Annotated in this window: 12 protein-coding genes and 4 tRNA genes; 10 read left to right on the forward strand and 6 right to left on the reverse strand. The window is 37.7% G+C overall.

The genetic code is table 11. The features are described 5' to 3' along the window. Positions 1 to 48: 48 nt before the first annotated feature. Entirely contained in the window at positions 49 to 666 is a 618-nt protein-coding gene (recR, locus tag U859_RS0121275; RefSeq protein WP_025145317.1) for a recombination mediator RecR, read from the reverse strand. Positions 667 to 997: 331 nt separating this feature from the next. On the opposite strand from recR, the gene U859_RS0121280 reads away from it, so the two are divergent. The 4 genes from U859_RS0121280 (at position 998) to U859_RS0121295 (ending at position 4431) form a co-directional block, all read left to right on the forward strand. Then, entirely contained in the window at positions 998 to 2506 is a 1509-nt protein-coding gene (locus U859_RS0121280) for a sodium:solute symporter (RefSeq protein ID WP_025145318.1), read from the forward strand. A 17-nt stretch (positions 2507 to 2523) separates the two neighbouring features. Then, positions 2524 to 3231 carry a TIGR00730 family Rossman fold protein gene (locus U859_RS0121285; RefSeq protein WP_025145319.1) on the forward strand — a complete coding sequence of 236 codons (708 nt, stop codon included), beginning with the start codon at positions 2524 to 2526 and terminating at the stop codon, positions 3229 to 3231. Positions 3232 to 3411: 180 nt separating this feature from the next. Then, positions 3412 to 3912 carry a hypothetical protein gene (locus tag U859_RS0121290; RefSeq protein WP_025145320.1) on the forward strand — a complete coding sequence of 167 codons (501 nt, stop codon included), beginning with the start codon at positions 3412 to 3414 and terminating at the stop codon, positions 3910 to 3912. Between the two features lie 24 nt (positions 3913 to 3936). Beyond that, positions 3937 to 4431 carry a hypothetical protein gene (locus U859_RS0121295; protein ID WP_025145321.1) on the forward strand — a complete coding sequence of 165 codons (495 nt, stop codon included), beginning with the start codon at positions 3937 to 3939 and terminating at the stop codon, positions 4429 to 4431. Between the two features lie 72 nt (positions 4432 to 4503). Here the strand turns inward: U859_RS0121295 and arsC are convergent, their stop codons facing one another. From arsC to U859_RS0121310, 3 genes are all read right to left on the reverse strand, one after another. After that, entirely contained in the window at positions 4504 to 4848 is a 345-nt protein-coding gene (gene arsC, locus U859_RS0121300) for an arsenate reductase (glutaredoxin) (RefSeq protein ID WP_025145322.1), read from the reverse strand. Between the two features lie 10 nt (positions 4849 to 4858). Beyond that, positions 4859 to 5449 (reverse strand): DUF502 domain-containing protein, encoded by a 591-nt coding sequence (locus U859_RS0121305; RefSeq protein WP_025145323.1) that lies wholly within the window; start codon positions 5447 to 5449, stop codon positions 4859 to 4861. Positions 5450 to 5729: 280 nt separating this feature from the next. Next, entirely contained in the window at positions 5730 to 8189 is a 2460-nt protein-coding gene (locus U859_RS0121310; protein WP_025145324.1) for a bifunctional UDP-N-acetylmuramoyl-tripeptide:D-alanyl-D-alanine ligase/alanine racemase, read from the reverse strand. Between the two features lie 61 nt (positions 8190 to 8250). Between U859_RS0121310 and U859_RS0121315 the strand changes: the two genes are divergently transcribed. The 3 genes from U859_RS0121315 (at position 8251) to U859_RS0121325 (ending at position 9062) form a co-directional block, all read left to right on the forward strand. Continuing rightward, positions 8251 to 8739 carry a regulatory protein RecX gene (locus U859_RS0121315; RefSeq protein WP_025145325.1) on the forward strand — a complete coding sequence of 163 codons (489 nt, stop codon included), beginning with the start codon at positions 8251 to 8253 and terminating at the stop codon, positions 8737 to 8739. 94 nt (positions 8740 to 8833) lie between these two features. Continuing rightward, positions 8834 to 8909 (forward strand) — tRNA-Gly (locus tag U859_RS0121320). Between the two features lie 69 nt (positions 8910 to 8978). After that, positions 8979 to 9062, forward strand: a tRNA-Leu gene (locus U859_RS0121325). A gap of 57 nt (positions 9063 to 9119) precedes the next feature. On the opposite strand, the gene U859_RS0121330 is transcribed toward U859_RS0121325, so the two are convergent. Next, the gene (locus tag U859_RS0121330) at positions 9120 to 9569 is read right to left on the reverse strand and encodes a nuclear transport factor 2 family protein (protein WP_025145326.1); all 450 of its coding nucleotides are present in this window, start codon (positions 9567 to 9569) and stop codon (positions 9120 to 9122) included. A gap of 407 nt (positions 9570 to 9976) precedes the next feature. On the opposite strand from U859_RS0121330, the gene U859_RS0121335 reads away from it, so the two are divergent. From U859_RS0121335 to U859_RS0121345, 3 genes are all read left to right on the forward strand, one after another. Then, positions 9977 to 10049: transfer RNA gene (locus U859_RS0121335), tRNA-Gly, on the forward strand. A 72-nt stretch (positions 10050 to 10121) separates the two neighbouring features. Beyond that, positions 10122 to 10205: transfer RNA gene (locus U859_RS0121340), tRNA-Leu, on the forward strand. Between the two features lie 372 nt (positions 10206 to 10577). Then, a complete protein-coding gene (locus tag U859_RS0121345) occupies positions 10578 to 11909 on the forward strand; it encodes a site-specific integrase (protein WP_025145327.1) in 1332 nt (443 codons plus the stop codon). Between the two features lie 176 nt (positions 11910 to 12085). Here U859_RS0121345 and U859_RS32260 read toward each other — a convergent pair. After that, positions 12086 to 12429: hypothetical protein (locus tag U859_RS32260; RefSeq protein ID WP_205314427.1), on the reverse strand; the 344-nt coding region annotated here is incomplete at its 5' end.

The raw sequence follows: 12429 nt of genomic DNA on the forward strand, positions 1-12429 counted from the left end.
CAAGATTTGATACTGCTTTATTGTAATTTGTTATAGGTTATATTATCACTATTTCATCATTGCGGTTTCGTAAGGCACTCGGGTAATGATGGATCGGCCTAGTGTAATTTCGTCGGTATATTCGAGTTCGCCGCCAAAGGCAATTCCACGGGCAATGGTGGTTACCGGAACATTGAATTCTTTCAGCCTTTTGTACAGGTAAAACAAAGTGGTATCGCCTTCCATATTGGGACTTAAAGCCAAAATCACTTCTTTAATGCCTCCTGCCACCATTCGAGCCACCAATCCATCAATAAACAAATCAGACGGACCCACACCATCCATCGGCGAAATTAATCCACCTAAAACATGATAAACTCCAAAGTATTGTCCGGTATTTTCGATCGCCATTACATCGCGGGTATCTTCTACCACACAGATGGTTTCTTTATCGCGTTTAATCGAAGTACAGATTTCGCACACCGTATAATCAGAAATGTTATGGCAGGTGGTGCAATGTTTAATCTGCTGTTTTAATTTGATAAATGTATTGCCAAACTGGTTTACCTCCTCCTGTTCTTTATTTAATAGATGTAAAACCAAACGTAAAGCTGTTTTTTGCCCTACACCAGGAAGTTTCGAGAATTCGTTTACCGCATCTTCGAGCAGTTTGGATGAAAAATTCATGGTACAAAAATAGGTAAAATCGTTCATTGGTTCAATAGTCATTAGTTCATTGGTCAATAGTTTAATGGTTGATAGTTCATAGCCAATGGTAACTGCCAACTGAAAACTGGATACTGGTTCATTGGTCAAATAGTTAATGGTATGATAATTCATGGTTAATGGCTTAGTTGTTTATGGTTAAATTACTTATTAGTTCGATAGTCTGTTTGCCTAGAGCACCATGCTTATGCAAATCGGCTATTAACCATTGAACCATAGGCCATCAACCAAATAGCAAAACCTATTGACTTTAAATTCGAATTTCTTACATTTATCAGCTTAATACGAAACTATGTCTCCAACCATCCTATTGTGTTTCCTGATCGGTTACTTTTTACTGCTGATCATTATTTCATTTGTAACCTCAAAAAACTCATCCGATAATTCGACCTTCTTTGTTGCCAACCGGAATTCTAAATGGTACTTGGTTGCCTTTGGAATGATCGGAACCGCACTTTCAGGTGTTACCTTTATATCCGTACCGGGTGAAGTTGGCGCACCCAGCGGAAATCAGTTTCAGTATTTTCAGTTTGTGCTCGGCAATGCAGTTGGTTTTATCATTATTGCCACGGTTTTACTCCCGCTTTACTATAGAATGAACCTCACTTCGATTTATAGTTATATAGAAAGGAGATTAGGTCATTATAGTTATAAAACTGCAGCCTCTATATTTTTATTGAGCCGTACATTGGGTTCAGCGACAAGATTATATTTGGTAGTAATTGTTTTACAGCGTTTTATATTCGATAATTATGGTATTCCGTTCTGGTTAACCGTATTGATTTCACTGGCATTGATATGGTCGTACACTTTTAAAGGCGGATTAAAAACCATTATTATTACGGATACCTTGCAGACGTTTTTTCTGGTTTTATCGGTTTTCCTGACGATTTATTTCATATGCAACAGCTTAAATTTCAATATTCCACAGGCCTTTGAGACCGTCAAAAACAGCAGTTATTCCAAAATATTCTTTTTAGATGATTTCCTGACGAATAAATTTTATTTCAGTAAACAGTTTATCGGCGGTATTTTTGTAACCATTGCCATGACGGGTTTAGACCAGGATCTGATGCAGAAAAATCTCAGCATGGGCACCATTAAAGAAGCACAAAAAAACATGTTTACCTTTACGGGTGTATTTGTGATCTTAAATGTTTTCTTTTTAAGTGTAGGTGCATTACTGTACATTTTCGCTGCAAAAAACGGCATCGATATTCCTTTAGATCACATTACCGGTAAACCGAGAACAGATTTATTATTCCCCGAAATTGCTTTAAACAACCTGGGGGCTATACCGGCTATCATCTTTATGCTGGGTTTAACCGCGGCCACCTTCGCCACAACCGATTCGGCCCTAACGGCTTTAACCACGTCATTTTGTGTCGACTTTTTAGGAATGGACAAAGCAGAAAATGTAAATGCTACAGACGCTGTAAAAAAGCGCCACACCGTACACGTCGCCTTTTCGATTTTGATGTTTCTGGTGATTATCGTAATTAACTCCTTGAATAACTCATCTGTAGTCAGTTTGATTTTCTTGATTGCCTCATATACCTACGGACCGCTTTTAGGTCTGTATAGTTTTGGATTATTTGTAAAAAAACGCGGACTTCATGATAAATTAGTGCCGATAGTTTGCTTATTATCACCTTTTTTATGTTACTTGCTTGCGACGAATTCGACCACTTTATTGGGAGGTTACGTTTTTAGTGTTGAACTGATTTTAATTAACGGTTTAATCACATTTATAGGCTTGTTGTTCATCAGCAAAAAAACTGATGCGCAAACCAAATTTTAATATTAGAATAACAGTATATGACGAGTGAAGAAAAAATTAGAAGTGCTTTCGAAAACAAAGACTGGCAGGAAATAAAAGTAACCGATTCCTGGCAAATTTTTAAAATCATGGCCGAATTTGTTGATGGCTTTGAAAAACTGGCTAAAATTGGCCCATGTGTTACCATTTACGGATCTGCCCGTACAGCTCAAACGCATAGATATTATCAATTGGCAGAGCAATGCGGTAAATTACTAACCGATCGCGGTTATGGTGTAATTACTGGAGGTGGCCCGGGTATTATGGAGGCCGGTAACAAAGGTGCGCATACCAATGGTGGTAAATCGGTTGGTTTAAATATCGAATTGCCATTTGAGCAGTTCCACAATAAATACATCGATCATAATAAATTACTGGAGTTTGATTATTTCTTTGTACGTAAAGTGATGTTCATGAAATACAGTCAGGGTTTTGTGGTTTTACCAGGTGGTTTTGGTACCATGGATGAACTTTTCGAAGCTTTAACCTTAATCCAGACCGGAAAAATTGCACGTTTCCCAATTGTATTGGTTGGTGTTGATTATTGGGGTGGATTAATTGACTGGATTAAAGAAACAATGTTGCAGAAAGAACATAATATCCATGAAGAAGATTTAAACCTTTTCAGGTTGGTAGATACCGCAGAAGAAGCTGCAGAGCATATTTTCCGTTTCTACGATAAGTATGTACTTAAACCGAATTTCTAGGTTGGTTCAATAGTTCATTTGTCATTGGTTCATTAGTATGGTTAACTGGTTAATTGTTTAAATCGGTTAACTGAAAATTGCAAAATGGTAATTGATAACTAAAAAAGTGCTTACAAACAATAAGCACTTTTTTTGTGTAACAACTTCAACCAACTGCTATCTAAATTAAAACGCATTAATATGTCGAGATTTATCAATTGGAGAAGTAATTGGCTTAGCGGAAACTTTCAGCTTTTTGCAGATGGTGTTCAAAAAGGCATGATCACTTTCGAAACCTGGAGAAGCGATGCAGAAAGCATGTTCGAAGATAAAAACTATTTTTTCTCGAATGTGGGTTTCTGGCAATCACAAACCAATGTAATCGACAGGAAAACCCATGAAGTGGTTGCAATTATTACTTACGATAGCTGGAAATCGAAAGCGGTTATCAGCTTAAAGTCAGGCGAGCAGTACGAATGGAAATCAGCAGGTATATGGAAATCGCAGTTTACAGTAAGCAACTATAAAGACGCACATATTACTTATAGCGCAAGTAGTAACAGTGGCGCAATCTCTTCTGATACAGACAATGAATTATTGATTATTGCAGGCTTATTTATTAAACAAATTTACAACAAACGTGCTATTGTACTTGTTGCTTGCTTTATGCCCATTATAACGATATCAATTAGCGGTCATTAGAAATAAATTAAACCCTTTTGTGAGATGGAACAGGTATTAAATTGGAGAAAAGGTTTATTTGATAGCAATTATCAGGTAATAAATAACGGATATTTAAAATTTTCAATCAATTTTGGTTCGTGGAAAAATACGGCAATTGCAACAACCCAGGCAGGCATTTATCTGTTAAAAAGCGAGGGCTTTTCTAAACCGGAAACCAAAATCATTGATAATAAAAATACGGTTTTAGCGGTAATTACATACGATTGGCTGGGTTTTAAAGCTAAAATCGCCTTTGTTTCCGGCGAAACTTTCGATTGGAGCTACCAAAATAGCTGGTTAAGCCGCTGGTCGTTAAATAACCACAAAGATAAACAGATCCTTTTTAATGCTTCAGCAGGAAGTGGATTGATCCATACCAATATAGATGATGACATGCTGGTTCTATGCGGCCTCTTTATAAGGGAATATTATTCGAGGTTGCTTTTTGGCCTTATCATCTTAATATTCTGTATGCTTACTTTTAAAAGTATTTTTTAACTATAAAAAGATCCGTCATCTCGACTGCGTTGCACCCGATAGCTATCGGGTCTGCTCGAAATGACGATTGGGTTAACCCAAAATCTCTTTAATCTTTTCGGTCGGTCTGGCTATTACCGCTTTGTTTTCAGAAATAACAATTGGTCTCTCGATTAAAATGGGATGAGCGATCATCGCATCAATCCATTCTTCGTCACTTAGGCTTTTTCCTTTATAATTTTCTATAAATACCTTTTCACCTTTACGGATCAATTCTAATGGTTTAAGACCCAATTTCGCGATAATCTCTTTCATTTCAGCTTTGCCGGGAGGTGTTTCCAGATAATAAACGACTTCGAAATCTTTTCCGCTTTTTTCGAGTTCTTCTAAAGCACAGCGGCTTTTGGTACAGCGGTTATTATGGTAAATCGTAATCATTTTAAAGGTGTTAAAGTCCGCTTACACCACCGCTTACCACCAGTTTCATGGCGTCGGCCGCAGTCATGTTTAAATCAGCAACCTTATCTCTTTTTACAATACAAAGCTGACCAGCAAAGGAGTAAGAAAGTGGAAAATATACGGCTACTTCATCAGGCAGATCGAGTTTATGCAGGTCATTCTGTGTTAAAAAACCAATTTTTTTTAATCCCCCTTCCACTTCTACCAACACAGGATGGTTAAATTTCTTCTCGTCGCCTACAAAAGCTTCTGTTAAGTCTTTTATAGATGAATAAATGAAGTTAAGCAAAGGCAACCGTTGCATCATCCGCTGGAACCAGTTGTACATCGGTTCGGTTACCAAATTGGTTACAAAAATACCGGCAAGTAAAATAATGGTTAAAACAGTCAGCAAACCTAAACCTGGAATATTGCGACTTTCGCCTGTACGTGGGTTTACACCTAAGATATTGTTTACGTTTAACCAGCTATCAACGGTTGTAACTGCCCAAACCACAATAAAAATACTCACTGCAATGGGCACAACAATTAGTAAACCTTTAATCAAATAGTTTAAAATAGCTTTCCCGACTTTATTCATGGTGCAAAATTAGCATTTTTTTAGTTATAAGTGTTCATTGGTTCATTCGTCATTAGTTCATTTGTATAGGGTGCATACCTTTGCAATCGGTTATAATAAAGTAGTTCAATTGTTCAATCGTCATTAGTTCATTTGTATAGGGTGCATATTTTAGCAATTGCTGGTTACTGTTGGCTATGAACTATCAACTATTGACCAATGAACCAGTAAACCAATAAGCAATTTGCCCTACTAATGACTAATGAACCATTGAACTAAATGAACCATTGAACTAAATGAACTATTCATAAAAATAAACCCTCTTTACCCGTTGCGAGATATTGGTTAAAATTTCATAAGGGATAGTATTAATATCTTTTGCCAACTGCATGATGGTATGCTCCTGATTAAAAACTATGGCTTCGTCGCCGGGTTTTACATCAATACCTGTAACATCCAACATCGTCATATCCATACAGATTGAACCAATTACCGGCACTAAATATCCATTAACCAGCATTTTACCTACGCCATTGCCAAAATATCTGGTGTAGCCATCAGCGTAACCAATTTTTACGGTGGCTATTTTTCCGCCGTTGGGCATTATTCCTTTTCTGCTATACCCTACTGTTTCACCAGGCTCCAGGTTTTTCACCTGGGTTACGGTTGTTTTAAGTACCATTACCGTCTGCAAGCCACGGTTATTGGCCAAAGCAGAATCAAAACCATATAAACCTATTCCTAAACGCACCATATCCATTTGAGCTTCGGGCCAGCGTGAAATACCAGAAGTATTGGAAATGTGCAACAATGGTTTATAACCTAAAACCTTGACCAATTGATCAGCAATGCTTTTAAATTTAACAATCTGCTGCCCGGTAAATCCATCATGCTCTGCAGCATCACTAGCCACTAAATGAGAGAAAATACTCTGCACCTTTACCCTTACCGAATCTTTTAGCAGTGCAGATAAAGCATCCATTTCAGATTGATCAAAACCTAAACGGTGCATGCCGCTATCAATCTTGATGTGGATCGGATAATCAAAGTCATAATCCGATAATGCATTTAAAAAACTGTTCAGGATTTCTACACTGTAAATTTCGGGCTCGAGCCTGTGTTTAATGATGGCTTCGAAGGCAGATTCTTCTGGGCTCATTACCATAATCGGCAACGTAATTCCGGCTTTCCGTAAAGCAATACCTTCATCGGCATAAGCCACTGCCAGATAATCTACCTTGTGGAATTGTAATAAATTGGCAATTTCGAAACTTCCGCTTCCATAAGAAAAAGCCTTAACCATGGCCATAATTTTAACACCTGGCTTAACTTTAGAACGGTAAAACTGCAGGTTACCTACCATGGCATTTAAATCGATTTCCAGAACGGTATCATGTATTTTCTGTGTGAGGAGTTTACTGATGCGGCCAAACTCGAAACGTCTTGCTCCTTTCACCAGTATGGTTTCGTGGTTAAATTGCAAACCGGGAAAAGCTTCTACAAAAGCATTGGTATCGTCGAAAAACTGTGTTTCGAATTTAAAAAGATCGGCATAACGCGAAATGTGTGTTCCGATACCGATCAAGCGGCTTACCTTTTTTTGAGCAAGCAGATCAGCTATTTCGCTATAAAGATCGAGGTCATCCCTACCGGTTTCAAATAATTCGGAGAGGATAACGGTTTTCTTTGGATGCTGGTTCTGCTGGTTTAAAAAATCGAGCGCAATGGCTAAAGAAGAAATATCCGCACTATAAGAGTCGTCGATAATGGAACATTGATTAATACCATTTTTCAGTTCCAGGCGCATGCTTACATGGCTTAGTTTTTCTAAACGCAAATCGGCCTGTTCAGGAGTATAACCTAAGGCCAGTAAAGTTGCCCAGCAGATCATGCCATTTTCTATTGAGGCTTTATCTTTAAAAGGCAGCATACACTCTATTTCAGTATCCTGATAAATGGCCCTTAAGTAGCAATTCCCTTCAATGGGTTCAACAGTGGTAATCTGTAAGTCTGCAACCTGTTTACTGCTCCAGCTAAACTTTTTCTTACCGGGTAAATCTTTTGTACTTACCTCGGTTACATATTCGGGAGCATAAATAAATAAATCTGAATCTTTAAAAAGTTTCAGTTTCTCTGTGAGTTTTTCTTTTTTAGAACTGAATCCTTCCGCATGCGCTTCACCAATGTTGGTTAAAATCCCTATTTCAGGCTGAATAATCTCCGCCAGGCGCTGCATTTCATTCACTGCAGAAATACCGGCTTCGAAAATCCCAAGCGTATCATCAGCCTCAATCTGCCAAACCGAAAGCGGTACCCCAATCTGCGAATTATAACTTTTGGGGCTTTTAACGATATTGAAATCGGCAGCCAAAAGTTGATAAAGCCATTCTTTTACAATGGTTTTTCCATTACTGCCGGTAATACCAATGGTTTTAAGATCGAATTGATTACGGTGATAAATGGTGAGCTGTTGTAAGGCCTCCAAAGCATTATCAACCAATAAAAAATTACAATCCGGGTATTGATTAACATATTTAGCTTCGGTAATTACGAAATTACGGATATCCTTTTCGTAAGCATCTTTTATAAATTCGTGCCCATCACGGTGCGACAACAGTGCAAAAAACATAGAATTTTCTGGCACTAAAACCGAACGACTATCAATCACCAGGTATTGAATAATTACCTCTCCATCAACTAATTTGGTATCGGCATTTAAAATTTCGGCTATTTTGGCTAGGGTATATATGGGGTTTTGCATGCTATTATATTCAGAAAAATACGGTAATCGCTTTTATTTTTACGAATTTCAGTAATTAATTATGAAAAGCGGTAAACAAGAGGCAGTATTATTAGATAAAAAACAAGCTTTGGCAAAAGCCGAAAGTTTTTGTGTTTATCAGGAACGCTCGCAAAAAGAAGTGCGGTACAAATTGGTAGAATGGGGCATGCGTGGTGATGAACTGGAAGAAATTATTACCGACCTAATCATCAACAATTTTTTGAATGAAGAAAGATTCGCCAAAAGTTACGCATCGGGCAAATTCAACATTAAACATTGGGGCCGCGTTAAAATTAAACAGGGCCTAAAATTGAAAGGCGTTCCGGATAAAATTTTACAAAAAGCGATTTACAGTATTGATGATGATGATTATTTGCAGACGATAGAAAAATTAGCCCTTAAAAAAGCGGAAAGTCTGGGTGAAAATGATTCGTTTAAAAGAAAAAACAAGCTGATGAGCTACCTTCAGGCAAAAGGTTTTGAAACTGATTTAATTTTACTTGTACTGAAAGCCAGCAATTTAAATTAAATATTAAATTTTTAACAAGAAATCTCTTGACAGAAATATAAATCTGCCTATATTTGCATCACCAAAACGAAACAACAACATCAGTTTTGTTCATGCGAAAGTAGCTCAGTTGGTAGAGCACGACCTTGCCAAGGTCGGGGTCGCGAGTTCGAATCTCGTCTTTCGCTCCAAAATGCCTTCCTACCAGAAGGCATTTATTTTAAAGTTAACCAAGCCGATGGAGATCGGCAGCGGCTAATGCTCGGGTGGTGGAACTGGTAGACACGCAGGACTTAAAATCCTGTGCTTTCAAAGGCGTGCGGGTTCGATTCCCGCCCCGAGTACAACAAAAAAATCGAACGAAAACCTTTCAGAAATGAAAGGTTTTTTTGTTTATAGCGCTATTTATGCCTTTCGCTATCATTATATTGCCAAAGCACGTTAATAATCTTCCAAGCCCCATTCAATTTAACAATGTGTATATAATCGATCCATTCATCCGCTATCAGCTTAACTGAAGCTGTTCTGTCCGATATATCAAGAAATTTAATTTCTTTTTTAGGAACAGCAGGAAATTTGTCCTTCTTTTTATTGTAGCTCTCCGCTAAGATCACCATTGATTCCGTGGATGTTTCCCGAACATAGTCTTTGCCAGTTTCCTTATCTTTCCAAAAAGTACGTTTAACCATCCTCGGATGCAAAGCCCGCTCCATTTGTTTAGGATTTGGCGTATGTTGCGACTCAATGTAGTCAAGCGTTGCCTGTTTAATTTCTAAACTATCCTGTTTAGTTTGTCCGAAAGTATTTATAGCAACTACTAATAGGGGAAAAAAAATGATACTGTATTTCATGAGGATGTTAATATTTTTTGGTTTTTGATGCAAAAGTTAGTCTTGAAGTCGGGAAAACCATTTATAAATATTGCCACATGCTTTCCTGATCATATTTCGAGAATCCCTTATTAATTGGTTATGAATTAATCCTATCAATTTATGTATTTTTTTTCATGTCCCATCAAAAAGTTCAGAGATCATAGAATCTCCCACTAGCTATATAACAAAACCCTTTCTATTTTTATGGGATGACATTGCGGGGCCGGGGTTCAATAAAAGTAGCTTTTACATTTTTTATTGATTTTATCTCTCTCATTTTTAAGCATTAATACATTATACCTTATTTTTATTTTATTTTTTTTTGCATTGAAAAGTTTAATTTCTATATTTGCAACCCCAAAGGAACACAGCTGATGTGTAAATTTGCGAAAGTAGCTCAGTTGGTAGAGCACGACCTTGCCAAGGTCGGGGTCGCGAGTTCGAATCTCGTCTTTCGCTCTAAAATGCCTTCCTACCAGAAGGCATTTTATTTTAAATTAACCAAGCCGATGGAGATCGGTAAGGGCAAATGCTCGGGTGGTGGAACTGGTAGACACGCAGGACTTAAAATCCTGTGCTTTCAAAGGCGTGCGGGTTCGATTCCCGCCCCGAGTACTGATATCCAAATAGGATAAGTTTGAAAAAAAAGCGTCATTCGTGTAGTCACGCTTTATATAATCAAAGTAGGGTACTGACTAACAATCAGTTATGATCGAGGTTCGATTCCCGTACGTGGTACAAACGAGTTACTTTAATCGATAAAAAGCCTGCAAATTAATCATTTGCGGGCTTTTTCATGTTTGGTCCATACCCAACTTTGATAAATATTCCCGTAATTAATTAGCGTCATTCGTGCGTCCATTCTTTTTAAAAATAAAGACGCACGATATGCTCTTAAAATATTGATTATCAAAATGTTCAAAGCGTGAACATCTTGATTTACAAGTGCTTCAATCCGACATTTGTTTAACTTAAATTATTCAAGTTATGTTGGAGAAAAGCTTTGGTTTGCTTTACTATTTAAAGAAGCCAAAAAATCAGAAGAAGAAGGATCGTTATGTCTATCTAAGGGTCACTGTTGACGGGAAGTCAAAAGAAGTTTCAACCAAAAGAATGTGGCTCTGTGATAAATGGAACCAGCATACGGGAAGGGCACTCGGGAATAAAGAAGATGCCCGCAGCTTAAATGACTACCTGGAATCATTAACCGGTAAAATTTACGATGCGAAAAAATTACTTGTAGATACCAATAGGCGGATGACCGCTTTAGGCATCATAAATATCATCTCTGGCAATGGCCCCGAGCACCGGATGATAATAGACATTTTCAAAAAGCATAATGAAATTGTAGAAAAGCTTATCGGAGAGGAATACAAGCCTCGGACCCTGCAACGGTATACAACCGCTTGCACCCATCTTAAAAACTTCATTGTATTCAAATCTGGTGTCCTATTAGATAAAATAGACATGGTACGTCGCCAGGCACAGATAGATGGTATTGACATGGAGCTGCAGGATATCAATTATGAATTCGTCCTTGAATTTTACTACTGGTTACGATCAGAAAAGAAACACTCCTATAATTCAGCGGTAAAATATCTCAGTCTTTTTAAACGTATCATTATTCAGTGCCGGAAAAAAGGGTGGTTATTTGCAGACCCCTTTGCAGACTTCAAAACAAGCCCGAAGGACATTCCTGTTGTCCCTTTGACCCAATCCGAACTTCAAAGACTGAGAACTAAAATATTTTCAACAAAACGCCTGGATACGGTCAGGGATATCTTTGTTTTCAGTTGTTACACCGGCCTAGCTTACGTTGACATCAAAAACCTGCAACGTTTCCAAATTATAACAGACGAAGAAGGTAATAAGTGGATCATTTCCAATAGAGAAAAGAATGGTGCCCCTATTAAAGTGCCAATGCTTCGTATTGCTGAGCAACTTCTTGATAAATATGCTGATTATCCAAAGTGCCTGCAAACAGGTTGTGCCATGCCTGTTTCCTCCAATCAAAAAATGAATGAATACCTCAAAGAGATAGCTGCTCTTTGTGATATTGACAGGAATTTAACCTACCATATCGCACGCCATACATTCGCTACAACAGTAACGCTTTCCAATGGTGTACCTATAGAAACAGTCAGCAAGTTAATGGGCCATGCAACGATCAAGCAAACCCAACATTACGCAAAGGTTATTGATACTAAAGCATTGGAGGATATGGAAAAGCTGGAGAAAAGATTAGCGGCAAAACCGCAACAGGAACCAGAACCATTACCTGAATTGGATATTTCCGGTGTCGTCGCACAAGCTTCATAAAAAACTTTAACTATCAAAAAACATTAAAAATGAGCAGAAAAGAAGCAAAAAAAATCCAAAGAAAAAGCTCCCATTGGATTCAGATCCTTCCTTCTACTACAATTGAAGAGGTATTGATAAATCTTTGCCTGACTTATCAATTCAGGAAAGATAAGCCAAAGCATAAAAAGAAGCTTTTAAAGCAGTTGGCCCGGATTATTGAGTCCTACAATACCGTATATTCCATAGATGGAATTAAGCACTTTGTGACTAATACCAGCATATTTTTTATTGACCATAACCTGCTCCATGTAATTGATTACATGCTGATTTATCGGGAGCCATATTCTAAACGGCTCCCTGCAAAACTCAAGGTGCATATTTACAGGTTTAAACCCATGAGTGATTTGAAAAACTTTACGAAGTGCCCTGACTATTACATACCGTTTGTATTTCGGAAAGGATTGGTTGAACCAAGTCCAAAAGGGCTCGTTAACGACTTCTTTCGATTTAGAAATAAATGACTGAAAAAATAAAAAAC

The organism is Pedobacter jeongneungensis, assembly GCF_000633455.1.
In the GTDB taxonomy this organism is placed as follows: Bacteria; Bacteroidota; Bacteroidia; order Sphingobacteriales; family Sphingobacteriaceae; genus Pedobacter; species Pedobacter jeongneungensis_A.

Bases quoted from the DNA above. Each gene is read 5' to 3' on its own strand.
- recR (WP_025145317.1), bottom strand. From the start codon at position 666: ATGAATTTTTCATCCAAACTGCTCGAAGATGCGGTAAACGAATTCTCG.
- U859_RS0121280 (WP_025145318.1), top strand. From the start codon at position 998: ATGTCTCCAACCATCCTATTGTGTTTCCTGATCGGTTACTTTTTACTG.
- U859_RS0121285 (WP_025145319.1), top strand. From the start codon at position 2,524: ATGACGAGTGAAGAAAAAATTAGAAGTGCTTTCGAAAACAAAGACTGG.
- U859_RS0121290 (WP_025145320.1), top strand. From the start codon at position 3,412: ATGTCGAGATTTATCAATTGGAGAAGTAATTGGCTTAGCGGAAACTTT.
- U859_RS0121295 (WP_025145321.1), top strand. From the start codon at position 3,937: ATGGAACAGGTATTAAATTGGAGAAAAGGTTTATTTGATAGCAATTAT.
- arsC (WP_025145322.1), bottom strand. From the start codon at position 4,848: ATGATTACGATTTACCATAATAACCGCTGTACCAAAAGCCGCTGTGCT.
- U859_RS0121305 (WP_025145323.1), bottom strand. From the start codon at position 5,449: ATGAATAAAGTCGGGAAAGCTATTTTAAACTATTTGATTAAAGGTTTA.
- U859_RS0121310 (WP_025145324.1), bottom strand. From the start codon at position 8,189: ATGCAAAACCCCATATATACCCTAGCCAAAATAGCCGAAATTTTAAAT.
- U859_RS0121315 (WP_025145325.1), top strand. From the start codon at position 8,251: ATGAAAAGCGGTAAACAAGAGGCAGTATTATTAGATAAAAAACAAGCT.
- U859_RS0121330 (WP_025145326.1), bottom strand. From the start codon at position 9,569: ATGAAATACAGTATCATTTTTTTTCCCCTATTAGTAGTTGCTATAAAT.
- U859_RS0121345 (WP_025145327.1), top strand. From the start codon at position 10,578: ATGTTGGAGAAAAGCTTTGGTTTGCTTTACTATTTAAAGAAGCCAAAA.